Origin of the sequence: Mycobacterium sp. E342, from assembly GCF_001667665.1 — a bacterium.
In the GTDB taxonomy this organism is placed as follows: Bacteria; Actinomycetota; Actinomycetes; order Mycobacteriales; family Mycobacteriaceae; genus Mycobacterium.
In genome coordinates this window covers 58,803-83,899 of record NZ_LZJM01000138.1, presented here as the reverse complement: position 1 = coordinate 83,899, position 25,097 = coordinate 58,803, and the positions used below count along the sequence as shown (strand labels likewise).

Below are 25,097 nucleotides of genomic sequence, written 5' to 3'. Positions count from 1 at the left end.
GCCGCAGCAGGGCTACTCCGACCGGCCCGGCCGGACCCGGCCGAGCCCCGAGCCCGGGCCGCCGACGCTGGCGTGGTCCGCGCTGCCCGAGCAAACCAACCCGGTCCGCAACGGCCCCCGCGCCCCGCGACCCGCGCCGCCGAATCCACCGTCGCGGCAGCCGGTTTCACCGCCCCGGCCGGCGCCACGCACGCCACCCGAGGAGCGGACCGTCGTACACGCCGGCGTGCCGGCCGCCGAACTCACCGTCGTCGACGCCAAGTCGGCCGACGTTTCGAACCTGGCGACGCGCTTTGTGAAGTTGCTCTCACCACGCTCGTCGGCGGCCGCGGGCACCCGCGCCCTGACGATCGGCCGCGCGGCCGAATGCGACATCGTCGTCTCCGACGTGCTGGCCTCCCGTCAGCACGCGACGTTGGTGCAGACTCCCCTGGGCACCGAGATCCGAGACAACAGCATCAACGGAACCTTCGTCAACGGCACCCGGGTCGGGTCGGCGATCCTGACCGACGACGACGTCGTCACCATCGGCAACGTCGACCTCGTTTTTCGCGATGGCACCCTGACCGAACGCAGCGAAGCCGCGACGCGCACCGGCGGCCTGGAGGTGCGCAACGTCAAGTACGTCGTCAACAACGGCAAACAGCTGCTGGACGACATCTCGCTGATCGCGCGCCCCGGAACGCTGACCGCCGTGATCGGCGGTTCGGGCGCCGGAAAGAGCACATTGGCCAGGCTCATCGCCGGCTACACCACACCCAGCTCCGGCTCGGTCACGTTCGAGGGCCACGACATTCACACCGAATACGCGTCGTTGCGCAGCCGCATCGGAATGGTCCCGCAGGACGACGTGGTGCACCGGCAGCTGACGATCAACCAGGCGCTCGGCTACGCCGCCGAACTGCGCCTGCCGCCCGACACCAGCAAATCCGACCGGACGAAGGTGGTCGCGCAGGTCCTCGACGAGCTCGACCTGACCAAACACGCCGACACCCGGGTGGACAAGCTGTCCGGCGGTCAGCGCAAACGGGCGTCGGTGGCACTCGAGCTGCTCACCGGCCCGTCGCTGTTGATCCTGGACGAACCCACCTCGGGCCTGGACCCGGCGCTCGACCATCAGGTCATGACGATGCTGCGGCAGCTGGCCGACGCCGGTCGCGTGGTGATCGTGGTGACGCACATGCTGTCCTACCTCGACACCTGCGACCAGCTGCTGTTGGTGGCTCCCGGCGGCAAGACGGCCTACTGCGGTCCGCCCGACCAGATCGGCGCGGCGATGGGCACCACCAACTGGGCAAAGATCTTCACCAAGGTGGGCGCCGATCCCGAGGAGGCCAACCGGCGCTTCCAGGAGCGGCGTGACGTCGAGAAGCGGCCGTCGAAGCTGTTGCCGGACAAGGCCGCCGAGCCGGGCGCCCTGGGCGAGCCGGTGCATACCAGTGTGCCGCGCCAGATTTCGACGGTCGCCCGCCGGCAGGTCCGCCTGGTGGTCGCCGATCGCGCATACTTCGCCTTCCTGGCGCTGTTGCCGTTCATCCTGGGTTCGCTGTCGCTGACCGTCCCGGGCGGCAACGGATTCCACCTGCCGGGCGCGAACGCCGGGACTCCCGATGAAGCGGCGCAGATCTTGGCGCTGCTGATGCCCGCGGCGGCGTTCATGGGCACCGCGCTGACCATTCGCGACCTGGTCGGCGAGCGCCCCATCTTCCAGCGCGAGCAGGCTGTCGGGCTGTCGACCACGGCCTACCTGCTCGCCAAGACCGCGGTGTTCTGCGGGTTCGCGATCGTGCAGTCGACGATCATCACCGCCATCGTGGTCATCGGCAAGAGCGCGCCGACGCGGGGCGCGGTCCTGCTCGGCCATTCGACCGTCGGCGCGACCGCCGAACTGTTCGCGACCGTCGCGGCCACCTGTGTGGCCTCGGCCGTTCTCGGCCTGGCGATTTCGTCGCTGGTGCGCTCCAGCGAGCAGATCATGCCGCTGTTCGTGGTGACGGTGATGGCACAGCTGGTGCTGTGCGGCGGCATGGTCCCGGTGACCGGCCGGCTGGGGCTGGACCAGCTGTCCTTCGCGATGCCCGCGCGCTGGGGCTACGCCGCGGCGGCGTCGACGGTCGATCTGCGGCACCTGGTGCCCGACTCGCTGCTGTCTCAGGACCGGTTCTGGCAGCACACGTCGAGGGTCTGGTTGCTCGACATGGGCATGCTGGCGGCGTTGTCGCTGTCCTACGCCGGTTTCGTGCGCTGGAGAATCCGGCTGCGTCGTTAAGATTGCCTCATCCATCCACCGAAGCACGAGACGTTCGACCTCCTCGCCCGCACCAACACCGACCCGAAGGGCATCGTGCGGGCCGTGGACGACTATGCGGTCCACCCGTGGGGCCTGTACGTGGCCCGGCCCACTCCCGGCCGCGCCCAGTTTCACTACCTCGAGTCGTGGCTATTGCCGTCGCTCGGCTTGCGCGCCACGGTCTTTCACTTCAACCCGGGCCATGAACGCCATCTCGACTACTACCTCGACGTGGGCGAATACACGCCCGGCCCCGACGTCTGGCGTTCGGAAGACCATTACCTCGACATCGAGGTCCGCACCGGCCAGGGAGCCGAGCTGGCTGATGTCGACGAGTTGCTGGATGCCGTCCGCCACGGCTTGCTGACTCCGGAGGTCGCCGAGCGGGCGGTGCGATGCGCCGTGGACGCCGTGGCGGGGCTGGCCCGCAACGGCTATGACCTGTCCCGCTGGCTGGCCGGCCAGGGGATGGAGCTGACGTGGCGCGAGACATAGGGGCGGCCCTGCCCGAGGCGGTGAGCGAGGCGCTGCACGACGAGCCGGTGCCTGACTGGCGGTCCCCCACGCTGGCCACCCTGACCGACGAGCGGTTCTCCGATCCGGGCTGGATCTTCGAGCGCAAGTTCGACGGCATGCGTTGCCTTGCGTTTCGCGACGGCGACCGGGTGCTGCTGTTGTCGCGAAACCGTCAGCCGCTCAACGGCACCTATCCGGAACTGGTCGACGCGGTCGCCGCCCAGCACAGCACGCGCTTCGTGCTGGACGGCGAGGTGGTGGCGTTCGCGGGGCGACGCACCAGCTTCGCCCGGTTGCAGGCCCGCCTGGGCATCACCGACCCCGCGGTGGCCCGCGCGTCGCCGGTGCGGGTCTTCTACTACGTCTTCGACCTGCTGCACCTCGACGGCAAGTCCACCGTCGATGCGCCGCTGCTGTGGCGTAAGCGGCTGCTGCGCAAGGCGATCGAGTTCGGCGGTCCGCTCCGGTACACCCCGCATCGGGTTGGGGACGGCCTGGCCGCCTACCGCGCGGCGTGCGAGCGCGGCGACGAAGGGGTGATCGCGAAGCTGGCCGATTCGAGGTATGACGGTGGCCGCTCGAGGAATTGGCTGAAGTTCAAGTGCGTGCGCGACCAGGAGTTCGTGGTCGGCGGCTACACCAGCCCCAAGGGCAGCCGGGTCGAGCTGGGCGCGCTGCTGCTGGGCTATTACGACGGCCGCGACCTGGTCTACGCCGGGAAAGTGGGCACCGGCTTCGACGACGCCACGCTGCGCCGACTGCACGAGCGGCTATCGGCGATCACGCGCGACACACCCCCCTTCAGCCGCGGTCTGGTGCGCGAACCCGATGCCCACTGGGCGCGCCCGGAATTGGTGGTCCAGATCGGTTTCACCGAGTGGACCCGCGACGGGAGGCTGCGCCACCCGCGCTATCTGGGCATCCGCACGGACAAGGACGCCGCCGAGGTGGTGCGCGAGACCCGGGTGTGACCACTTGGTCGTGGAAACCCGGCGGGCGTAATGTCAGCAACCATGAGCTGCAACGGAAGCAGGTTGCTGCCGATCACCGCGGTGACGATCGTCGCCGTCGGCTCCCAGTTGAGCCCGGCGACCGCGCGGGCGGACCTGCACAACATCACCTACCGCGCCCGGATCGACGCGCTGACGACCGGCAGTCAGGCCACGTTCATCATCAACGGCGGCCAGACCAACACCACCAACCTGCCGTCCATGCCCGGCAACGCATTCGAGGCCAACACCGTGCTGCCCGACCCGCAACAAGCCGGGATGCGCATCGTGCTCCACTTCCCCTACTCGGCAAACGTGCACTGCGAGATCGACGTCGACGACAACGTTTTCACCCAAACCGACCAGATGGTCCGGCCCGCACCGGGGAACACCGACCCCAACAACGGTGCGCTGGCATGCGGCGCACCCTTGCCGGGCCAGGGCTAGGGCCGCCAGCCTGTGGAGTCCGCCCACGCCCACGCGCGCCGGTAGGCGTCGGCATACCACGGCTCCTTGACGGCGACGTACGGCGCGGTGTCGCCGCCGCCGGCCTCGGTCTCGGCTGACCGCTTGACGGACAGGTAGTCGGCCCGCGCCCCCGCGTCGGCCGACAGCCAGGCCACGAACAACAGGGCGAACTGTTGATTGGGCCAGCCGTCCACCCGGATGTGCACGTTGGTGGGACGCCCCGGATCCGCCGAGGCGTGAATCCGCTTGTCCCACAACACCGCATCGTCACTATGGTCGTAGCGCTCGACGGCGCTGCGGGCATCGGGCTTGGCGACGTCGGAGGTGATGCTTTCGATGCGCGGGTAACCGGCGGCCAGCAGTGGCTCGGCGAGTTCGTCGGCGACGGCAAGGGATTCGACGGTGATCTGTATGTCGATGACGTCCTTGGCGGGAAAGTCCGGCACGGCGGTCGAACCGATGTGGTCCACCCGAATCGCCCGGTGCCCGCAGGCGGTCCGCAACCGGTTGGCGATCCGCCGTGCCTGGTCCGGCCAGCCCGGATCGGGCGGCACCAACCGCGCCTGGGCCCGGGCGTACCGACGCCGACTCAGGTTGTCCGCAAACGGCCGTATCCGGTGGTCCCACAGGTCATGTGCCCGCTGCACCAGGTCCTCCGGGCTGCCGGAGTTGTCCACCCAGATGTCGGCGACCGCACGGCGCTGCTCGTCGCTGGCCTGCGCGGCGATCCGCGCGCGGGCGTCGGATTCGGGCATGCCGCGCTGACCGACCAGCCGTCGCACCCGCACCTCGACGTCGGCGTGCACCACGACGACCAGCGGGAACAGCGGCGCCATCCCCGACTCCACCAGCAGCGGAATGTCCTCGACGACAACCGAGTCCTCGGGCACCGAGGCGATGATCTCGGCGCGGCGCTTGCCGACCAGCGGGTGCACGATGCCGTTCAGCCGTTGGCGCGCCTCGTCATCGGCAAAGGCCTTGGCGGCCAACGCGGGACGATCCAGCGATCCATCGGGAAGCAGGATGTCGCCACCGAACGCGTCGACCAGCGCCGCCAATCCCTCGGTGCCCGGCTGGACCACCTCGCGCGCGATGACGTCACCGTCGACGATGACCGCACCGCATTTGGCGAAGGTGGCCGACAGCGCCGACTTGCCGGCGCCGATGCCACCGGTCAACCCGATACGCAGCATGCGGGACCGCTATTAGGCGTTGCCGGCGAGTTTCTCCCGCAGGGCGGCCAATTGGGCGTCGCTGGCCAGCGACCCGCCGGCCGCCTTCTCCTCGCGCGCACCGTTGCCCGACGACTGCTCGGCGTGCCCGGCCGCCTCGGCCGCGGCGAACTTCTCCATCTGCGCGGTGTGCATCTTGTGCCGGCGCTCGGCCTCGGCGTAACGGGCCTCCCACTCGGCGCGCTGCTTATCGAATCCCTCGAGCCACTCGTTGGTCTCGGCGTCGAAGCCCTCGGGGAAGATGTAGTTGCCCTGCTCGTCGTAGCTGTCGGCCATGCCGTACTTCGCCGGGTCGAATTCCTCGGTGTAGTCCTCGTTGGCCTGCTTGAGCGACAACGAGATCCGGCGGCGCTCCAGGTCGATGTCGATGACCTTGACCATGGCGTCGTCGCCGACGGCGACCACCTGGTCGGGCACCTCGACGTGGCGCTCGGCCAGCTCGGAGATGTGCACCAGGCCCTCGATGCCCTCCTCGACGCGGACGAACGCGCCGAACGGAACCAGCTTGGTGACCTTGCCCGGCACGATCTGCCCGATGGCGTGCGTGCGGGCGAAGTGCCGCCACGGGTCTTCCTGGGTGGCCTTGAGCGACAACGAGACCCGCTCGCGGTCCATGTCGACGTCGAGCACCTCGACGGTGACCTCGTCACCGACCTGGACGACCTCGGACGGGTGGTCGATGTGCTTCCAGGACAGCTCGGAGACGTGCACCAGGCCGTCCACACCGCCCAGGTCGACGAACGCGCCGAAGTTGACGATGGAGGAGACGACACCCTTGCGGATGGCGCCCTTCTGCAGCTGGTTGAGGAACTCGCTGCGCACCTCGGACTGGGTCTGCTCCAGCCACGCCCGGCGCGACAGCACCACGTTGTTGCGGTTCTTGTCCAGCTCGATGATCTTGGCCTCGATCTCCTTGCCGATGTACGGCTGCAGGTCGCGAACGCGGCGCATCTCGACCAGCGACGCGGGCAGGAAGCCACGCAGGCCGATGTCGAGGATCAGGCCGCCCTTGACGACCTCGATGACGGTGCCCTTGACGGCCTCGTCCTTCTCCTTGAGCGCCTCGATGGTGCCCCAGGCGCGCTCGTACTGGGCGCGCTTCTTGGACAGGATCAGGCGGCCCTCTTTGTCCTCCTTGGTGAGGACGAGCGCTTCGACTTCATCGCCTACGGAAACGACCTCGCTGGGGTCGACGTCGTGCTTGATGGAGAGCTCGCGGGCGGGAATGACGCCCTCGGTCTTGTAGCCGATGTCGAGGAGCACCTCGTCCCGGTCCACTTTGACGATCGTCCCCTCGACGATGTCGCCATCGTTGAAGTACTTGATCGTTTTGTCTATTGCGGCAAGAAAGTCCTCGCTGGAGCCGATGTCGTTGACGGCTACTTGGGGCGAGGTGACGGTGGGACTCGGCATGTGGTGGGTTGCTCCGGACAGGTTGGGTCGTAGGGATAAAACTGGGATTTACCTATTGAGGCTACTCGACTGCGTACACGCTGGCCAAACCCGGGCGGCGCGTCACCTGCGCCATACCGGGCGTTCGGCCACGGTGAAGTGACGCCAGTGCGAATTTCGGGCCAAATTTTTTCCACTATGAAATCACACTCGGGCGCCGACGCGCCGGTAAATGCACTGCGTGGGGGGATTCCGGCGCTAGTGCGCGGCGGCGTCCCACGAGCGGCCGTATCCCACCGAAACCTCCAGCGGAACGTCGAGCGGGTAGGCGCCGCCCATCTTCTCGCGGGCCAGGGCCTCGAGTCGGTCGCGTTCGCCGGGCGCGACCTCGAACAGGAGTTCGTCGTGGACCTGCAACAGCATCCGGGATTGCAGCCTCGCCTCTTTGATCGCCTTGTCGACCTCGATCATCGCCACCTTGATGATGTCGGCGGCGCTGCCCTGGATGGGGGCGTTGAGCGCCGCCCGCTCGGCGGCCTCTCGCACCTGGCGGTTGCTGCTGTCCAGCTCGGGAAGGTAACGGCGCCGGCCGAGCACCGTCGAGGTGTAGCCGTCCTTGCGCGCCTGATCCACGACGTTCATCAGGTAGTCGCGTACCCCGCCGAACCGGGCGAAGTAGGCCTCCATCTGTTCCTTCGCCTCTTCGGTGGAGATCTTCAGCTGTTGCGACAGGCCGTAGGCGCTCAACCCGTACGCCAGCCCGTACGACATCGCCTTGACCCGCCGGCGCAGCTCGGCGGTGACCTCCTCGATGGGCACGCCGAACGCCCGCGACGCGACGAACGAATGCAGGTCCTCCCCCGTGTTGAAGGCCTCGATGAGGCCCTCGTCCCGGGACAGGTGAGCCATGATCCGCATCTCGATCTGGCTGTAGTCGGCCGTCATCAGCTCGCTGTACGCCCCCGACTCACCCGAGCCGACCACGAACGCGTCGCGGATCCGCCGGCCGGCCTCGGTGCGGATCGGGATGTTCTGCAGGTTCGGTTCGGTCGAGGAGAGCCGGCCCGTCGCCGCGATCGTCTGGTTGAACGTGGTGTGGATGCGCCCGTCGGAGGCCACCGAGGCCAGCAGCCCGTCCACGGTGACCTTGAGCCGGGTGACGTCGCGGTGGGTGAGCAGGTGCTGCAAGAACGGGTGGCCGGTCTTGTCGAACAGCGACTGCAGGGCGTCCGCGTCGGTGGTGTAACCGGTCTTGGTGCGCTTGGTCTTCGGCATCGCCAGCTCGTCGAAGAGCACCGCCTGCAACTGTTTCGGCGAGCCCAGGTTGATCTGCTTGCCGATCACCGCGTAGGCCGCCTCGGCCGCATCGCGGATCTGATGGGCGAACTCGCTCTGCAGCTCGCCGAGCAGTTCCAAATCGACTGCGATACCGGTGTGTTCCATCCCGGCCAGCACCCGCTGCACCGGCAACTCCATGCCGGCCAGCAGCGATGTGGAGTTGATGCGGGCCAGCTCCTCATCGAGCGCGTCGGCGAGGTCGAGCACCGCCACGGCCCGCAGGATCAGCGTCTGCACCGCTTGGTCGTCCGTGCCGTCGGGATCGTCGAGAAGCGAAAGCTGTTGCTGTTCAGTCGTTTCCGCGCGCAGCTCCCGCCGTAGGTAGCGCAGTGAGAGGTCCTCGAGGGAGAAGCTGCGCTGCCCGGGGCGCACCAGGTAGGCGGCCAGGGCGGTATCGGAGGTGACGCCGGCCAGCGTCCAGCCCCGGCCGGCGAGGTCGTGCATGGCCAGCTTGGCTTCGTGCAGCGCCTTGGGCGGACCGGGGTCGGCCAGCCAGGACGCCAGCGCGGCCTCGTCGTCGGGCTCCAGCGCCGAGGTGTCGATGTAGCGGCCCTCACCGTCGGCGGACACGATGGCCAGCGCGGTGGCGTCGGCGTCGTATGCCAGGTGGGTGCCGACGACGGCCAGGCCGAAGCGCTTGCCCGAGCTGTGCCCGGCCAGCCAGACGGCCAGCTCGCCGGGCTGCAATGCACCGCCGCGCACGTCGAAACCCGCGTCGACCTCGGGCTCCACCGCGGCCAGGGTGTCGAACAACCGGTCGCGTAGCACCCGGAACTCGAGGTCGTCGAAGAGCCGGTGGATGTGGTCGCGATCCCACGGCTGCATGCGCAGCGTGTCCGGGGTCTGCGCCAGCGGCACGTCCTTGACGAGGTCGGTGAGTTCGCGGTTGCGGATCACGCCGGCCAGGTTGGCCCGCAGCGCGTCCCCGACCTTGCCGCGCACCGAGTCGACGTTGTCCACCAGGCCTTGCAGCGAGCCGTATTCGGCGATCCATTTCGACGCGGTCTTCTCCCCCACGCCGGGGATGCCGGGCAGGTTGTCGCTGGGATCGCCACGCAGGGCGGCGAAGTCGGGGTACTGCGTCGGCGTCAGCCCGTACTTCTCGACGACGGCCTCGGGTGTGAACCGGGTGAGCTCGCTGACGCCCTTGCGCGGATAGAGAACCGTCACGTCGTCGCTCACCAATTGCAGGGAGTCCCGGTCCCCGGTGACCACCAGGACGCGGAACCCCGCCTGCTCGGCCTGGGTGGCCAGCGTCGCGATCAGGTCGTCGGCCTCGAAGCCGGGCTCGGCGAGCACCGTGATGCCCAGCGCGTTCAGCACTTCCTTGGTGATGTCGATCTGGCCGTGAAACTCGTCGGGCGTCGACGACCGATTCGCCTTGTACTCCGGGTACCGCTCGGAGCGGAAAGTCTGCCGCGACACGTCGAACGCGGCGGCCACGTGTGTGGGCGCCTCGTCGCGCAGCAGGTTGATCAGCATCGCGGTGAAGCCGTATACGGCGTTGGTGGTCAGGCCGCCGCGGGTCTTGAAGTTCTCGGCGGGCAGCGCGTAGAACGCGCGGAAGGCCAGCGAATTGCCGTCCAGCAGCATCAGCGTCGGCTTCGTCTGCTCCTCGGCGGTGGTGCTCACGGCTCACACTCTAGGCACCCGGTACGACGCGGCACGCGTCCCGACCACCCCGGGGCCAGAACTGCAACACGTTTCAGTTTTGCATTGCGGCTGGGTAGTCTGGCCGAGTGCCAGAGGTCACCAGCCAAGAACCCGCGATCGACGGATGGTTCGCCACCGATGAAGCAGGCCACCCGCATCTGATCGGCGGCAAGTGCCCCGCGTGCGGCACCTACGTCTTCCCGCCGCGCGAGAACAACTGCCCCAACCCGGCCTGCGCCAGCGACACACTCGAGCCCGTCGCCTTGTCGACCCGGGGAACGTTGTGGAGCTACACCGAGAACCGGTATCCGCCGCCCCCGCCCTACCCGGCACCGGATCCGTTCGAGCCGTTCGCCATCGCCGCGGTCGAGCTGGCCGCCGAAGGGCTGATCGTGCTGGGCAAGGTGGTCGAGGGGACCCTGGCCGAGGATCTGAAGGTCGGCATGGAGATGGAGTTGACCACGATGCCGCTGTTCACCGACGACGACGGCGTGCAACGCATCGTGTACGCGTGGAAGGTGGCCTGACATGACGACACCCGAGCCGCTCTACATCCTCGGCGCCGGCATGCACCCGTGGGGCAAGTGGGGTCGCGACTTCACCGAATACGGCGTGGTCGCGGCGCGCGCCGCACTGGCCGAGGCCGGCCTGGACTGGACACAAATCCAGCTGGTCGCCGGCGCGGACACCATCCGCAACGGCTACCCGGGCTTCATCGCCGGGTCGACGTTCGCCCAGAAGCTGGGCTGGAACGGCGTGCCGGTGAGTTCGAGCTACGCCGCGTGCGCCAGCGGCTCCCAGGCGCTGCAGAGCGCGCGGGCGCAGATCCTGGCCGGCTTTTGCGACGTCGCGCTGGTGATCGGCGCCGACACCACCCCCAAGGGCGCGTTCGCCCCGGTCGGCGGGGAACGCAAGAACGATCCCGACTGGCAGCGCTTCCACCTGATCGGTGCGATGAACCCGGTGTACTTCGCGCTGCTGGCGCGCCGCCGGATGGACCTGTACGGCGCGACATCGGAGGACTTCGCCCAGGTGAAGGTGAAGAACTCGCGGCACGGCCTGCAGAACCCGAATGCGCGCTACCGCAAGGAGGCCTCGGTCGACGACGTGTTCGCCAGCCCGGTGGTGGCCGACCCGTTGCGGCAGCTCGACATCTGCGCCACCTCCGACGGCGCGGCGGCCCTGATCGTCGCCAGCGCCGAGTTCGCCCGCAAGCACCTCGGCTCGCTCGACGGCGTCCCGTCGGTACGCGCGGTCAGCACGGTCACCCCGCGCTACCCGCAGCACCTGCCCGAATTGCCTGATATCGCAACGGATTCCACCGCCGCCGTGCCCGCGCCCGAGCGGGTGTTCAAGGATCAGATCCTGGATGCGGCCTATGCCGAGGCGGGCATCGGGCCCGAGGACGTCAGCCTGGCCGAGGTCTACGACCTTTCCACCGCGCTGGAGCTCGACTGGTACGAGCACCTGGGGCTGTGCCCGAAGGGTGAGGCCGAGGCGCTGCTGCGCAGCGGCGCGACGACCATCGGTGGCAGGGTGCCGGTCAACCCGTCCGGCGGTCTGGCCTGCTTCGGCGAGGCGATCCCCGCCCAGGCCATCGCCCAGGTCTGCGAGCTGACCTGGCAGCTGCGCGGTCAGGCCACCGGCCGCCAGGTGGAGAACGCCACGGTCGGCGTCACGGCCAACCAGGGCCTGTTCGGACACGGCTCGTCGGTGATCGTGGCGCGCTGACGCTCTCGTTCATCGAGTGTGCGGCCACGGCGGCCTCGCCCGGCGTGTCGCCGCCCTGAGTGCACACTCAACGCCCTGAGCGCACGCTCGACGGCTGAGCGCCTACTCCTCTTCGGCGCCGAGGGTTTCCAGGACGACTTCGGCGACCCGCTTCATGGTGGTCCGCCGGTCCATGGCGGCGCGTTGAATCCACTTGAACGCCTCGGGCTCGGTCATGCCCTGTTTGGTCTGCAGCAGGCCCTTGGCGCGTTCGACGAGCTTGCGGGTCTCCAGCCGGTCGGACAGCGTCGCGACTTCGCGCTCCAGCTCGGTGATCTCGGCGAAGCGACTGACGGCCAGCTCGATGGCCGGGATGAGGTCGCTGATCGTGAAGGGCTTCACCAGGTAGGCCATCGCCCCGGCGTCGCGCGCGCGCTCCACCAGGTCGCGCTGGCTGAAGGCGGTCAGGACGACGATGGGTGCGATGCGCTTGCTGGCGATCTCCGACGCGGCGTCGATCCCGTCGCGGCGGGGCATCTTCACGTCCATGATCACCAGGTCGGGCTGGTGCCGTTCGGCCAACTCGACGGCTTCCTGTCCGTCGCCGGCCTCCCCGACGATCTCGTACCCCTCCTCTCGCAGCATCTCGGCGAGGTCCATTCGGATCAGCGCTTCGTCTTCCGCGATCAGGACCCGGCGCGGCACAGCGGCGTCGGTGTCGGTCGTGGGGCCTGTCATGACCGACATTGTGTCGTGAACGCCTCAGACCAGCGAACTCGGGGGCGGTCAGACGGCCGGCCGCGCCAAATCCTCTATGGTGGGAGGCTGCCTCTAAGGTAGGAGGCCGGACTCGAGCAGAATCAAGCCCTCGTATCCCAACTGGCAGAGGAAACGGACTCAAAACCCGTCCAGTGTGGGTTCGAATCCCACCGAGGGCACCACCGACACCATCCACGGCCCCGGCATCCGGGCGACCGTCTCGGCGCGCGGGGGCGCCGAAGCAGCGGCGGTGCGGCCCCGAGTCAAATCCCAAAGTCTGTGAACCGAGATAAATCCGTGCCAAAGGTATGAATTCTCCCCGTTTAATAAACTTCGGGCTATATCAACGAGCACTTGCATTCACCAGATCGAAACAAATGCATCATGAATTCATATTACTTTGTCGGCATCCGCAACCCGTGCGCCGGAACGGATCGGCAATCGCCTCCGCTGCGTTGCCGCGAGGTCCCTACGGCTGGCCACGATTGCCCGGGAGAAACCAAACGGCACACCCACCCAGAGGAGCCAGCGCTTCAGTCGCCGAACGATCGGGTGATGCAAACCTGGTCTGACGCAGCGACATTCACTTGCGTCGGATCGTTGACCAGGGAGTCGCCGGCGAGGCGGAGTAGCCAATTCGGTTCGCCACAGCCGGCGCTGCAGCCGCCCATGAGCACAGCGGCGAGAGAAAGGATTAACGCGAGAACGAATCTCTTCAGACTCGCCATCCGGCACCCCTTAGTCGAGGCGAACACGCGTCCAACAGTCCTGTCAGACAGGTGTTAAATAACCAAAACGAACCGTCCGCAAACCCAATTACAACCCGATAACAAGAACAGTTATCAGACTCGGAACTTACGGGGGCGAAAACGCCGGTTTTCCTGAAGACAACCGGCGACTGCGCTGCTCAGCGGTTAGGCTTTGAGCGTGGCGGCTAGGAAGTGCGGCGCCCCACCCGTGTCGGACGGCTCGTCGAGAAGCCCGGACTGCGTAGCCGCGGTGCGGGCGCAGACGCGCGACCGCAATCAGCACTACGCCGCCAGCGCCGCGCGCCGCGCCCGAATCCTCACCATTACGTCGTGGCTCGCCGTCACGGTGAGTGTGAGCTTCGTGCTGGTGCAGGTCCTCAGCGGGGCCTGGTCGTGGCAGGTGAGCTCGATCAACGTCCTCGGCGCGATGGTCTTCGCGATCGTCCCGTGGCTGCAGCGCTTCGGCGAACTGGTCGCTCCGCTCACCTTCCTGGGCACGGCCTACGTGTCCGTTTTCGCCAGCTGCGTGGACGTCGGAACCGGCTCGGGGGCCCAGCTCTTCTTCCTGGTGGGCGCCTGCATCGTCGTGCTGTTGCTGGGAATCGAACACATCGTCTTGGCGTCGGCGCTGGCCGCCGTCGCCGCCGGGCTGATCGTCGCCGTCGAGTTCCTGGTTCCCCGCGACACGGGGCTGCAGCCGGCCTGGGTCCAGTCGACCGGTTTCATCGTCACCACGGTCTCCAGCGTCGTGATGGTGGTCGTGACGGTGTGGTTCGCCCTTCGCGACACGGCGCGCGCCGAAGCCGAGATGGAAGCGCAATACGAGCGCTCGGAGGCGCTGCTGGCAAACATGTTGCCGGCCAGCATCGCCGAGCGGCTCAAGGAGCCGGACCGCGGCATCATCGCCGACAAGTTCGACATCGCCTCCGTGCTGTTCGCCGATATGGTCGGGTTCACCGAGCGGGCCAGCGGCACGGCGCCGGCCGACCTCGTGCGCTTCCTCGACCGGCTCTATAGCGCCTTCGACACCCTGGTGGACAAGCACGGCCTGGAGAAGATCAAAGTCAGCGGTGACTCCTACATGGTGGTCAGCGGGGTCCCGCGCGCTCGACCGGACCACGCGCAGGCCCTGGCGGACTTCGCGCTCGACATGGCCAATGTTGCGGCCCGGCTGAAGGATCCGCACGGCAATGCGGTTCCACTGCGGGTGGGCATGGCGTGCGGGCCGGTTGTTGCCGGTGTCGTGGGCTCGCGGCGCTTCTTCTACGACGTATGGGGTGACGCGGTCAACGTCGCGTCCCGGATGGAATCCACCGACTCGGTGGGCCGAATTCAGGTGCCCGAGGCCATGTACGAGCGCCTCAAGGACGAATTCGTGCTGCAGGAGCGCGGCCACATCGACGTCAAAGGCAAAGGCCTGATGCGCACCTGGTACCTGATCGGGCGCAAGGCGGCCGACGAAGCGACCGATCTGCTGGCCAAGGATTCGCGTACGGCCCACGTGTAACCCAAAGTGCCCTATACCAAGGGCGGTGTTTGTGTCACACTGCGGCCATGCAAACCACACCTGGATCCCTGCCCGCTCCAAGTTTGTTGCCGCATCTGTGGAAATCGACCCTGCTATCGGGAATTCTGTCGCTAGCCCTCGGCGTGGTGGTGCTGGCATGGCCCGGAATATCCATCGTGGTCGCCGCGGTCGCCTTCGGCGTTTACCTGTTGATCACCGGCGCCGCACAGGTGTTCTTCGCTTTCAGCCTGCATGTCTCGGCGGGAAGCCGGATCCTGTTGTTCATCAGCGGCGCCGCGTCACTCATCCTGGCGTTGTTGGCGTTTCGCCATTTCGGTCAGGGTTACGCAATCCTGTTGCTGGCCATCTGGATTGGGATCGGATTCATCTTTCGTGGGGTGGGCACGACGATTTCGGCCATCCAGGATCCGCTTTTGCCGGGTCGGGGATGGGCGATCTTCATCGGCGTGATCAGCCTGCTCGCCGGCATCGTCGTCCTCGCGTCGCCGCTGGAATCCATTGTGACGCTGGCGCTCGTGGTCGGGGTCTGGTTCGTGGTGCTCGGCATCTTCGAGATCGTGTCGTCCTTCAGCATCCGGAAAGCCTCCAAGACCCTGACCGGCTGACGCCGCCCTCGGTCGCGCCGCCATGACCCTTCTACTACACTGCGTAGTAGCCGTGCGTACGGCCACGCAGTTCCGGGAGTGACAGATGAATGTCGTCGATATCTCGCGGTGGCAGTTCGGTATCACTACCGTCTACCACTTCATCTTCGTGCCGCTCACCATCGGTTTGGCGCCCCTGCTCGCCGTCATGCAGACGGTGTGGGTCGCCACGGGCAACGCCGCGTGGTACCGCCTCACCAAGTTCTTCGGCAAGTTGTTCTTGATCAACTTCGCCATCGGCGTGGCGACGGGCATCGTCCAGGAATTCCAGTTCGGCATGAACTGGAGTGAGTATTCGCGGTTCGTCGGCGACATCTTCGGCGCGCCGCTGGCCATGGAAGGCTTGTTCGCCTTCTTCTTCGAGTCCACCTTCATCGGGCTGTGGATATTCGGCTGGGATCGGCTGCCGAAGCTGATCCACCTGGCCTGCATCTGGATCGTCGCGATCGGTGTCAACGTGTCCGCGTTCTTCATCATCGTGGCGAACTCGTTCATGCAGCACCCGGTCGGCGCGCACTACAACCCGGTGACGCACCGCGCCGAGCTGGACAGCATCGGCGCGCTGCTGGGCAATAACACTGCGCGGTGGGCGTTTACCCACACGGTCAGCGGCGCTTTGCTGACCGCTGCGACGTTCGTCGCGGCCGTCAGCGCGTGGTTCCTGGTCCGTTCCCGCCGCCCGGAGACCGCCACCCCCGCCGGCGAATCGGATGCCCGCACCATGTTTCGCCCGGCGGCCATTCTGGGTTGCTGGGTGGTGCTGCTCGCGGCCGTCGGCCTGTTCTTCACCGGCGACCGCCAGGGCAAGCTGATGTTCGTTCAGCAACCGATGAAGATGGCTTCCGCGGAATCGTTGTGCAGCACCCAGACCGATCCCGACTTCTCGATTCTCACCGTCGGCACGCACAACAACTGCGACAGCATCACCCGCGTGATCGAGGTCCCCTACGTGCTGCCGTTCCTCGCCGAGGGCCGCACCAGCGACGTCACCTTGCAGGGCGTGCGCAATATCCAGCAGGACTTCGAGTATCGGTTCGGCCCGAACGACTACCGGCCCAACCTGTTCGTGACCTACTGGTCGTTCCGCGCGATGATCGGCTTCCTCGCCGTTCCGGTCTTGTTCGCGCTCGCGGCGCTGTGGCTCACCCGCGGCGGGCGGGTGCCCGGCCAACGATGGTTCTCCTGGCTGGCGCTGCTGACGATTCCGACGCCGTTCCTGGCGAACATCTCCGGGTGGGTGTTCACCGAGATGGGGCGGCAACCCTGGATCGTCGCGCCGAATCCCACCGGCGACCAACAGGTTCGGTTCACCGTCCATGAGGCCGTCTCGCAACATGCGCCCGGCATGGTCATCACCTCACTGGTGACGTTCACCCTCGTGTACGCGGTGCTGGCGGTCATCTGGTTCTGGCTGCTCAAGCGGTATGTCACCGAGGGGCCGCGGGAACACGACGCCGAACCGGCTCCGCCGCCCGCACCCGGCGAGGACGAGGTGGCGCCGCTCTCGTTCGCCTACTAGGCCCCGGCCCACGAACTAGAAAGGAGCTGACCGATGGCACTGCAGGAGTTGTGGTTCTGCATCATCGGATTGCTGTTCCTCGGTTTCTTCGTCCTGGAAGGCTTCGACTTCGGCGTCGGCATGCTGATGGAACCGCTCGCCCGCGTCGGCATCGGTGAGCCCGAACCCATCCGGCGAACGGCGCTGAACACCATCGGCCCCATCTGGGACGGCAACGAGGTCTGGCTGATCGTGGGGGGCGCCGCCATGTTCGCCGCCTTTCCCGGCTGGTACGCCACGGTGTTCTCCACGCTGTACCTGCCGCTGCTGGCCATCCTGTTCGGGATGATCCTGCGCGCGGTGGCCATCGAGTGGCGCGGCAAGGTCGACGACACAAAGTGGCGGGGCTGGGCCGATTTCGGCATCGCCGCCGGTTCCTGGCTGCCCGCCGTGTTGTGGGGCGTGGCGTTCGCCATCCTGGTTCGCGGACTGCCGGTGGACGGCGCCGGCAAGATCAACCTGTCGATCACCGACGTGCTCAACCCCTACACGCTGCTGGGCGGCCTGGCCACCGCCGGGCTGTTCCTGCTCTACGGTGCGGTCTTCATCTCCCTGAAGACCTCCGGCGCCATCCGCGACGACGCCCACCGGCTGGCGGTGTGGCTGTCGCTTCCGGTGACCGGACTGGTTGCGGGCTTTGGCATCTGGACGCAACTGGCCCACGGCAAGGACTGGACCTGGCTGGTGCTCGCCGTCGCGGTGGTGGCGCAGCTGGCGGCCGTGCTGCTGGTGTGGCGGCGCGTCTCCGACGGCTGGGCGTTCGCGTGCACGGCGATCGTCGTCGGGTCGGTGGTGATCCTGCTGTTCGGCGCGCTGTACCCGAACCTGGTGCCCTCGACGTTGAACCCGCAGTGGAGCCTGACGATCTACAACGCCTCGTCGACGCCCTACACCCTCAAGGTCATGACGTGGGTCACCGCGTTCATGGCGCCGCTCACGGTGGTGTACCAGGCCTGGACGTACTGGGTGTTCCGGCAACGGATCTCGGCGGACCGGATACCGCCGTCCATCGGCCTGGCGAGGCGCGTGTCCTGACCGCGACGGACTCACCGCCCGGATCGAAATCGAGAGCGCGGGGACCCCTGGACCCGCGACTGTGGCGGGCGTCGAGCGCGTTGCGGCGCTACCTGGGCGCAACGGTCTGCTGCGGAGTGGTGATCTCCGGCTGCGCGATCGGCTCGGCGATCGCGCTGGCGGGCGTGGTCGCCCGCGCCGTGCGCGATCACTCGGCGCACGGCCTGCGGGTGTGGCTCGGGCCGCTGTCGATCCTGTTGGCGCTGTGGACCGTTCGCACGCTGGCGCAGTGGCTCCAGGGCCGGTTGGGCCAACGGGGCGCGAGCGCGGTCATCGCCGAGCTTTCCGGTCAGGTGCTGACCGCGGTGACGGCCCGGCAGCCCGGTGAGCTCGCCGCCCAACGCGACGAGGCCGCGGTGGTGGTCACCCGAGGTCTCGACGGCCTGCGTCCCTACTTCACCGGCTACCTCCCCACGTTGCTGCTCGCCGCAATCCTGACCCCGGCGACCGTCGCCGTCATCGCGTTCTACGACCTGAGGTCGACGGTGATCGTGGCCATCACGCTGCCGCTCATACCGATCTTCATGGTCCTCATCGGCCTGGCCACCGCCGACCGGTCCGCGGCCGCCCTGGCCGCCATGACGACGCTGCAGGGCCGGCTGCTCGACCTCATCGCCGGCATCCCCACGCTGCGGGCGCTGGGACGCGTCCGGGGCCCGGAACGGCGCATCGCCGAACTGGCCGCCGCGCATCGCCGCTCCGCGATGGCGACGCTTCGGATCGCCTTCCTGTCGGCCCTGGTGCTGGAGTTGCTGGCGACACTGGGCGTGGCGCTGATCGCGGTGGGGATCGGGTTCCGCCTGGTGTTCGGCGAGATGACGCTGGCGACGGGCCTCACGGTGCTCTTGCTGGCACCCGACGTCTACTGGCCGTTGCGCCGGATCGGCGTGGAATTCCATGCCGCGCAGGACGGAAGGACCGCCGCCGACAAGGCCTTCGCCCTCATCGGCGAGCCGGCTCCCCCGCGGGCCCAGCGCCAGACGGTCACCGCCCGAGGCGCGGAGATCCGCCTCGACGGGCTCACCGTCGCCGGCCGCGACGGCCACGCGCCCCGCGACCTCACCGCGGTCATCGCGCCAGGCTCGGTGACGGTGCTGACCGGACGCAACGGCGCGGGCAAGAGCACAACCCTGCAGGCGATCACCGGGGTCACCGCGCCGACCTGCGGCCGCGTGACCGTGGCCGGAATCGACGTCGCCGACCTCGAGCCCGGCGCGTGGTGGCGGCAGCTGTCCTGGCTTCCGCAGCGCCCGGCGCTGGTTCCGGGCACCGTCCGGGACAACTTGGTGCTGTTCGGCGACCTGGACGACCTTGAAACGGCTTGCGCGGCATCCGGTTTCGATGCGGTGCTGGGTGACCTGCCCGACGGGCTGGACACCGTGCTCGGCCGCGGCGGTGTCGGCCTGTCGCTGGGACAGCGGCAACGGCTCGGCCTCGCCCGCGCACTCGGATCGTCGGCGGCCGTGCTGTTGCTCGACGAGCCCACCGCCCATCTGGACGCGCGGGCCGAGCAACGCGTGTTGCGGGCGATCGTGGAGCGTGCCCGGGCGGGTGCGACCGTCGTGGTCGTCGGTCACCGCGAACCCGTTCTGGCCATCGGCGACCGGGTGGTCGAAGTGGTCGCCGACAGTGGGGTGCGTTATGTCCCGGTCTGATCCGCTGTTGGCGGCCGCGCCGCTGCTTCGGCCCCGGCTCCCCCGCATCGTGGCGGCCATCGCGCTGGGTGTGCTGTCACTGGGCAGCGCGCTGGCGCTGGCCGGCGTCTCGGCCTGGCTCATCACGCGCGCCTGGCAGATGCCGCCGGTGCTCGACCTGTCGGTCGCGGCCGTCGCGGTGCGCGCGTTCGCGATTTCGCGGGGCGTGTTGCACTACTGCGAGCGGCTGGTCACCCACGACACCGCGCTGCGCGCGGCCGGCACCGCCCGGGCGGGGATCTACCAGCGCCTGGCCCAGGGGCCGGCGGCGGCCGCCGTTCGTCTGCACAGCGGCGAGCTCGTCACCCGAGTGGGCTCCGACGTCGAAGAACTGGCCAACGTGCTGGTGCGTGCCGTGGTGCCGATCGGCGTCGCGGTGGTGCTGGCCGTGGCGGCAACCGCGGTGATTGCGGCCATCTCGCTGCCGGCCGCCTTGGTGTTGGCGATCAGCCTGCTGGTCGCGGGCTTCGTCGCTCCGCGCCTTGCGGGCAGGGCCGCGGCGAGCCAGGAAAGCCTTGCGCGGCAGCAGCATTCCCAGCGCGACACCTCGGCGATGATCGCGCTGGAACACGCCCCCGAGCTCCGCGTCGCCGGCCTGCTGCCCCGCGTCATCGCCGAATCGCAACGCCGCCAACGCGCGTGGGGGGCGGCGCTCGACGCCGCCGCCAGGCCGGCCGCCCTGGCCGAAGCCGCACCCACCGCGGCGATCGGGGCGAGCGTGCTGGGCGCGGTGGTCGCCGGCATCAGCCTGGCCCCCTCGGTCGCGCCCACCACGTTGGCCGTCCTGATGTTGTTGCCGCTGTCCGCATTCGAGGCGATGACCCCGCTACCGGCCGCCGCCATCCAGTTGACCCGCTCGCGCATCGCCGCGCGCCGGCTGCTCGACCTGACGGCGAGCGACCGCCCGCATCAGCCCGAATCGGCCGCGGCCCCGCCGAAACCCGCGGCCGTGTTGGCCGCCGACATCCGGGCCGGGCACGCCGGAGCCGCCCGCTCGAACCGCATCACCCTGGAGTTGCCCCCGGGCGCCCGGCTGGCCGTCACCGGTCCCAGCGGGTCCGGCAAGACCACGCTGTTGATGACGCTGGCCGGGCTGCTGCCCCCGCTGGAGGGACGGGTGACCCTCGGCGGCACCGACGTGGCCGAATTCCGGGAAGGGGACTTACGCGGCGCGGTCGGATTTTTCGCCGAGGACGCGCACGTCTTCGCCACCACGGTCCGGGACAACCTGCTGGTCGCCCGCGGAGACTGCGCGGACGCCGAACTGGAGGTCGCGATCGATGCGGTCGGACTCGGCGCCTGGCTCGCCGGTTTGCCCGACGGCCTGTCGACGGTGTTAACGGGTGGCGCGCAGGCCCTTTCGGGCGGTCAGCGCAGGAGGCTGCTGCTGGCGCGGGTGGTGCTCGCGCCCGCCCGGATCGTGCTGCTCGACGAGCCCACCGAACACCTGGACGCCGTCGACGCCGAACCGATTATGCGCGACCTGCTGGGCCCCGGTTCTGCGCTGATGCCTGCGGACCGGACCGTGGTGGTGGCTACCCACCACCTACCCGACGACATTGGCTGTCGCGAACTGCGGATCGATGCGGTCAGAGGTGTCGCCGGCGCGGCATGAATTCCAGCGACAGCAACACGATCAGCAACGTGCCGATCTGGGTCATCGAGACGAGCGCGTAGCGCCGGGCGTGCAGCGCGTGGAACTTGCGCACGTACCGGTAGAGCGACTCGAGTGCGATCAACGGGTCGAGGACATGGGTCAACCGGTAGAACACGCGCTGGGCGCGGGTCCGGTCCTTCTCGTCGAAGATTTCGGGGAAGGCCGCAAACGCGAGCGAAAGCCGTTGGGCGCCATTTTCTTTGCCGGCCATGATCATGTCGACGCTGAGCCGCTCGTCGATGCCGTTGGGCGCCCCGCGCCGGCGCCACGGCACATCGAGGGTGATGTCGCTGCCGCCGCCGGCCGTCGCGTACCGGTGGAATCCCTGCACCTTGCCCGAGCCGTCCCTGGCGACGATCAGGTGTATGCCGGGGAATCGGCCCTCCAGCACGCCGTCGAGGTTCATGTGGAATCCGCGCTCGGTGTGGGCCGCTTTGCTCGACGCACGCACCACTTCGGTCAGCTCGGCCAGTTGCTCGGGGTTGAGTTCCTGTTCCCCGACGATCTCGGTGGTGATGCCGCAATTGTGCGTGCGCTTCACCGCCTGACGCAGGTTGCGGAACTTGCGTCCCACCATGTCGAAACCGGTGACGTCGACGACCACGTCGCGCCCGATCGGGACGGCGCGCAACGACTGCCCGATCACCGCGGGGTCGCTCCACAGGCGGAGCCGCCGCTCGCTGCACCCCACCACCGCGATCCGCCAGCCGTGGGTGTGGCACATGGCCGCGAAGTCGGCGACCAACTCGGGGAATCGGGTCTCGTCGCCGATCGGGTCACCGCCGACCACGGCGATGCCCAGGCGTGTCCGGTAGGCCAGCGCCGCGCCGCCGTCCGCGGTGAAGTGGTAGCTCTTGCCGGTCTGCATCGCGAACGGCGCCAGCGGGTCATCCGCGGTGGCTTCGATCAGCTTCCAGGCCCGGGGCAGGTCCTCCGGACGCGCATGCGACGACGTCGGCCACATCAGCACCATGCCGGAGCAGGCGATCACCACGTCGCCGAGCAGGTCGAAGGCCAGCACGTGCAGGCCCAGGCCCGCCAGCACGAAGAGACCCGCGGCCGCGGCGTGCGTCGCCGTCACGGGACGGCCCAGGAAGATGCCGCGAGCGATCCACGCCACCGCGACCAGGACCGTCAGCGACCACGCCAGTCGATCGGTGTAGTGCCAGGCCGGCTGGTGATGGTGGCGGGCAAGGATCTCGCCCAGCCAGCAGGTGGCGCTGAGCAGGGCCAGCGCACCGATCAACCGGGCTGCCCGCGAATCGACCGAGACGACGACGCGCTCGCGCGCGCGAGACTTTGCTGAGACGTCGACCACGGGCCCGCCCACAACCACCTCCCGATGCGCTGACTTCCAGCTGGGCGGCTGATCGCCGCCTCTGCACCGAATACCCGGCTGCTACGAACTTACGCCCGATCTGGCCCATCCGGGCCGAATCCGCGGCGACGCCCCGCGGGTATCCCACCCGGTCTATCGGCGGGCGGGCGGAAAGTATTTCAGCACCCCTTCTTGGACGACCGTGGCGAGGACCTGCCCGGAGCGATCGAAGAAGTGCCCGGTGCCGAGGCCGCGCGAATCCGCGGCCACGGGCGACGACGTCGCATACAGCACCCAGTCGTCGAAGTTGACCTGCCGGTGAAACCACACGGAATGGTTGGCGGAGGCGGCGAAGATGCGGTCGAACCCCCACGACAGGCCGTGGGTGGTGATCACCGAATCCAGCACCGTGGTGTCCGAGGAGTACACCATGGTCGCGGTGTGCAGGACCGGGTCGTGCGGCATGGTGCCGCCGGCCTTCATCCAGACCCGGTTGTACGGCAGCCGGTCGCCCTTCTCGCGCATCACCCAGGCCGGGTCGTTGGTGTAGCGCCATTCGATCGGCTGCAGGGCGTTGACGAAGTGCGGGACGGTCTCCTCGTAACCGCGGAGCAGCTCACCGATCGGCGGCTGTGTCTCGGGCTCGCCCACCTGCGGGGGGTCGACGGCGTGCTCCAGGCCGCGGCCGCCGGACATGTAGGAGACCATCGCCGAGGACAACAGCACGCCGTCCTGCACGGCGTCGACGCGCCGATTGGCGAAGCGCCGCTCTTCACGCAGCTTGGTGACGTGGAACTCGATGTCCTTGGCGGTGTCGCCGCCGTTGACGAAGTGCACCGACAGCGCGCTGGGCGGCAGGTCGTCGCGGACCAGCGTGCGGCTGCTCGCCACGAAGGATTGCGCCATGAGCTGACCACCGAAGGTCCGCATCGGGTTCTTGCTGGGATGGGACCCGACGAACAGCTCATCGGTGACGCGGTTGAGGTCGAGTGTCGCCAGCAGTTCCTCAAAATCCGAATTGGTGCTGATGGCGGCGTCTCCTACTGGGTCCCATGGCTCTTTGCGCTAAACGTCGTCCTCCCCGATCCGGTGCACATGGATCAGGTTGGTCGAACCCACTGTGCCAGGTGGCGCGCCGGCGACGATGACCACCAGGTCACCCCGCTTGTAGCGGCCGAGCTCGAGCAGCGACTTGTCGACCTGGCGGATCATGCCGTCGGTCGAGGTCATCATCGGGACGATGAACGTCTCGGTGCCCCAGGTCATGGCGAGTTGGCTGCGGACCTCGGGCCACGCCGTGAAGGCCAGCAGCGGCAGCGGGGTGTGCAGACGCGCCAGCCGCTTGACGGTGTCGCCGGACTGGGTGAAGGCGACCAGCGCCTTGGCGTCGAGCCGCTCGCCGATGTCGCGGGCGGCGTACGAGATCACCCCGCGCTTGGTGCGCGGCACGTGTGTCAGCGGCGGAGCGGCGGTCGAATTGTCCTCGACGGCACAGATGATCCGGGACATGGTCCGGACGGCGGCCAGCGGATACTTCCCCACCGACGTCTCGCCGGACAACATCACCGCGTCGGCGCCGTCGAGCACGGCGTTGGCGACGTCGGAGGCCTCGGCGCGCGTCGGCCGTGAGTTCTCGATCATGGAGTCGAGCATCTGGGTCGCCACGATGACGGGTTTGGCGTTCTCCCGGGCCATCTGGATGGCGCGTTTCTGTACCAGCGGCACCTCTTCGAGCGGCAGCTCGACACCGAGGTCGCCGCGGGCCACCATGATGGCGTCGAAGGCCAGCACGATCGCTTCCAGGTTGTCGACGGCTTCCGGCTTTTCCAGCTTCGCGATCACCGGCACCCGCCGCCCGATCCGGTCCATCACCTCGTGCACCAGCTCTACGTCGGACGGCGAACGCACGAACGACAGCGCCACCAGGTCGACGCCGAGATCCAGCGCGAACGTCAGGTCCTCGATGTCCTTCTCGGACAAGGCCGGTGCGGAGACGTTCATGCCGGGCAGCGAGATGCCCTTGTTGTTGCTGACGGGACCGCCCTCTTCGACGGTGCAGATGACGTCGTCGCCGTCGATGCGCTCGACGACCAGACCGACCTTGCCGTCGTCGACGAGCACCCGATCCCCGACCGTCGCGTCCGCGGCCAGCTTTTTGTAGGTCGTCGACACGCGGTCGTGGGTGCCTTCACAGTCCGCGACGGTGATGCACACGGTTTCGCCGTCGGCCCAGTACGTGGACCCGGTCGCGAAGCGGCCCAGCCGGATCTTCGGGCCCTGTAGGTCGGCGAGCACCCCAACCGCGCGGCCCGTGGTGTCGGAAGCGGCACGCACGCGCTCGTAGGCGGCTTTGTGGTCGGAATAGTCGCCGTGACTGAAGTTCAACCGGGCAACGTCCATTCCGGCCTCGACCAGCGCCAGAATCAGCTCGTCCGAATTCGTCGCAGGGCCAAGGGTGCAGACGATCTTCCCGCGTCTACTCACGCCGACACAGCATAGTCGCGTGAGAGCAGCCCGGTCCGACCGAA

At 68.3% G+C, this 25,097-nt stretch carries 18 protein-coding genes, 1 tRNA gene and 1 pseudogene; 13 read left to right on the top strand and 7 right to left on the bottom strand.

Features of this window, described 5'->3' with window-relative positions; translation table 11 throughout:
* From A5692_RS09145 to A5692_RS09130, 4 genes are all read left to right on the top strand, one after another.
* Nucleotides 1–2,269 (top strand): ATP-binding cassette domain-containing protein (locus tag A5692_RS09145; protein ID WP_197514402.1); only part of this gene is annotated, 2,269 nt, incomplete at its 5' end.
* 75 nt (nucleotides 2,270–2,344) lie between these two features.
* Entirely contained in the window at nucleotides 2,345–2,785 is a 441-nt protein-coding gene (locus A5692_RS09140; RefSeq protein WP_068054876.1) for a DUF402 domain-containing protein, read from the top strand.
* Complete coding sequence (gene ligD / locus A5692_RS09135) at nucleotides 2,770–3,777, top strand: non-homologous end-joining DNA ligase (protein WP_082962497.1); 1,008 nt, start codon at nucleotides 2,770–2,772, stop codon at nucleotides 3,775–3,777. Before A5692_RS09140 ends, ligD begins: the two co-directional genes overlap by 16 nt.
* Nucleotides 3,778–3,819: 42 nt before the next feature.
* Nucleotides 3,820–4,242, top strand: coding sequence for a hypothetical protein (locus tag A5692_RS09130; RefSeq protein ID WP_068054874.1), 423 nt, complete (start codon nucleotides 3,820–3,822; stop codon nucleotides 4,240–4,242).
* On the opposite strand, the gene coaE is transcribed toward A5692_RS09130, so the two are convergent.
* The 3 genes from coaE to polA form a co-directional block, all read right to left on the bottom strand.
* Nucleotides 4,239–5,456 (bottom strand): dephospho-CoA kinase, encoded by a 1,218-nt coding sequence (gene coaE / locus A5692_RS09125; protein ID WP_068054871.1) that lies wholly within the window; start codon nucleotides 5,454–5,456, stop codon nucleotides 4,239–4,241. The two genes, A5692_RS09130 and coaE, sit on opposite strands and share 4 nt — an antisense overlap.
* Nucleotides 5,457–5,468: 12 nt before the next feature.
* Entirely contained in the window at nucleotides 5,469–6,908 is a 1,440-nt protein-coding gene (gene rpsA / locus A5692_RS09120) for a 30S ribosomal protein S1 (RefSeq protein ID WP_068054865.1), read from the bottom strand.
* A 237-nt stretch (nucleotides 6,909–7,145) separates the two neighbouring features.
* Nucleotides 7,146–9,818, bottom strand: coding sequence for a DNA polymerase I (gene polA, locus A5692_RS09115; RefSeq protein WP_197514407.1), 2,673 nt, complete (start codon nucleotides 9,816–9,818; stop codon nucleotides 7,146–7,148).
* Between the two features lie 146 nt (nucleotides 9,819–9,964).
* Here polA and A5692_RS09110 point away from each other — a divergent pair, with 146 nt between their 5' ends.
* Together A5692_RS09110 and A5692_RS09105 are read left to right on the top strand one after the other, a co-directional pair.
* Nucleotides 9,965–10,405 carry a Zn-ribbon domain-containing OB-fold protein gene (locus A5692_RS09110; protein WP_068054856.1) on the top strand — a complete coding sequence of 147 codons (441 nt, stop codon included), beginning with the start codon at nucleotides 9,965–9,967 and terminating at the stop codon, nucleotides 10,403–10,405.
* Nucleotide 10,406: 1 nt separating this feature from the next.
* Nucleotides 10,407–11,609 (top strand): lipid-transfer protein, encoded by a 1,203-nt coding sequence (locus tag A5692_RS09105; protein WP_068054853.1) that lies wholly within the window; start codon nucleotides 10,407–10,409, stop codon nucleotides 11,607–11,609.
* Between the two features lie 102 nt (nucleotides 11,610–11,711).
* On the opposite strand, the gene A5692_RS09100 is transcribed toward A5692_RS09105, so the two are convergent.
* Nucleotides 11,712–12,326 (bottom strand): ANTAR domain-containing response regulator, encoded by a 615-nt coding sequence (locus tag A5692_RS09100; RefSeq protein ID WP_102417823.1) that lies wholly within the window; start codon nucleotides 12,324–12,326, stop codon nucleotides 11,712–11,714.
* Nucleotides 12,327–12,452: 126 nt separating this feature from the next.
* On the opposite strand from A5692_RS09100, the gene A5692_RS09095 reads away from it, so the two are divergent.
* From A5692_RS09095 to cydC, 7 genes and pseudogenes are all read left to right on the top strand, one after another.
* Nucleotides 12,453–12,529: transfer RNA gene (locus A5692_RS09095), tRNA-Leu, on the top strand.
* A 745-nt stretch (nucleotides 12,530–13,274) separates the two neighbouring features.
* Nucleotides 13,275–14,603: an adenylate/guanylate cyclase domain-containing protein gene (locus A5692_RS09090; protein WP_068054850.1), complete on the top strand. Its 1,329-nt coding sequence runs from the start codon at nucleotides 13,275–13,277 to the stop codon at nucleotides 14,601–14,603.
* Nucleotides 14,604–14,632: 29 nt separating this feature from the next.
* Nucleotides 14,633–15,229: an HdeD family acid-resistance protein gene (locus A5692_RS09085; protein WP_156765995.1), complete on the top strand. Its 597-nt coding sequence runs from the start codon at nucleotides 14,633–14,635 to the stop codon at nucleotides 15,227–15,229.
* 85 nt (nucleotides 15,230–15,314) lie between these two features.
* The gene (locus tag A5692_RS09080; protein WP_068054841.1) at nucleotides 15,315–16,787 is read left to right on the top strand and encodes a cytochrome ubiquinol oxidase subunit I; all 1,473 of its coding nucleotides are present in this window, start codon (nucleotides 15,315–15,317) and stop codon (nucleotides 16,785–16,787) included.
* A gap of 33 nt (nucleotides 16,788–16,820) precedes the next feature.
* Nucleotides 16,821–17,861, top strand: coding sequence for a cytochrome d ubiquinol oxidase subunit II (gene cydB / locus A5692_RS09075; RefSeq protein WP_068054839.1), 1,041 nt, complete (start codon nucleotides 16,821–16,823; stop codon nucleotides 17,859–17,861).
* Nucleotides 17,862–17,941: 80 nt separating this feature from the next.
* On the top strand, nucleotides 17,942–19,555 hold the full coding sequence (gene cydD, locus A5692_RS09070) for a thiol reductant ABC exporter subunit CydD (protein WP_068054837.1): 1,614 nt from the start codon (nucleotides 17,942–17,944) through the stop codon (nucleotides 19,553–19,555).
* A pseudogene (gene cydC / locus A5692_RS09065) lies at nucleotides 19,542–21,271 on the top strand (thiol reductant ABC exporter subunit CydC). Before cydD ends, cydC begins: the two are co-directional and overlap by 14 nt.
* On the opposite strand, the gene A5692_RS09060 reads toward cydC, so the two are convergent.
* The 3 genes from A5692_RS09060 to pyk all read right to left on the bottom strand — a co-directional run bounded on the left by A5692_RS09060 (nucleotide 21,184) and on the right by pyk (nucleotide 25,053).
* Nucleotides 21,184–22,581 carry a bifunctional lysylphosphatidylglycerol flippase/synthetase MprF gene (locus A5692_RS09060; RefSeq protein ID WP_068054832.1) on the bottom strand — a complete coding sequence of 466 codons (1,398 nt, stop codon included), beginning with the start codon at nucleotides 22,579–22,581 and terminating at the stop codon, nucleotides 21,184–21,186. The pseudogene cydC and the gene A5692_RS09060 sit on opposite strands and share 88 nt — an antisense overlap.
* Nucleotides 22,582–22,722: 141 nt before the next feature.
* Entirely contained in the window at nucleotides 22,723–23,598 is an 876-nt protein-coding gene (locus A5692_RS09055; protein ID WP_082962495.1) for an acyl-CoA thioesterase II, read from the bottom strand.
* A gap of 36 nt (nucleotides 23,599–23,634) precedes the next feature.
* Nucleotides 23,635–25,053, bottom strand: a complete 1,419-nt coding sequence (pyk, locus tag A5692_RS09050) for a pyruvate kinase (protein ID WP_068054823.1) — start codon at nucleotides 25,051–25,053, stop codon at nucleotides 23,635–23,637.
* Nucleotides 25,054–25,097: the final 44 nt, after the last annotated feature.

Bases quoted from the DNA above. Each gene is read 5' to 3' on its own strand.
- rpsA (WP_068054865.1), bottom strand. From the start codon at position 6,908: ATGCCGAGTCCCACCGTCACCTCGCCCCAAGTAGCCGTCAACGACATC.
- A5692_RS09105 (WP_068054853.1), top strand. From the start codon at position 10,407: ATGACGACACCCGAGCCGCTCTACATCCTCGGCGCCGGCATGCACCCG.
- polA (WP_197514407.1), bottom strand. From the start codon at position 9,818: ATGCTGCTGGACGGCAATTCGCTGGCCTTCCGCGCGTTCTACGCGCTG.
- A5692_RS09100 (WP_102417823.1), bottom strand. From the start codon at position 12,326: ATGACAGGCCCCACGACCGACACCGACGCCGCTGTGCCGCGCCGGGTC.
- A5692_RS09080 (WP_068054841.1), top strand. From the start codon at position 15,315: ATGAATGTCGTCGATATCTCGCGGTGGCAGTTCGGTATCACTACCGTC.
- A5692_RS09130 (WP_068054874.1), top strand. From the start codon at position 3,820: ATGAGCTGCAACGGAAGCAGGTTGCTGCCGATCACCGCGGTGACGATC.
- cydB (WP_068054839.1), top strand. From the start codon at position 16,821: ATGGCACTGCAGGAGTTGTGGTTCTGCATCATCGGATTGCTGTTCCTC.
- coaE (WP_068054871.1), bottom strand. From the start codon at position 5,456: ATGCTGCGTATCGGGTTGACCGGTGGCATCGGCGCCGGCAAGTCGGCG.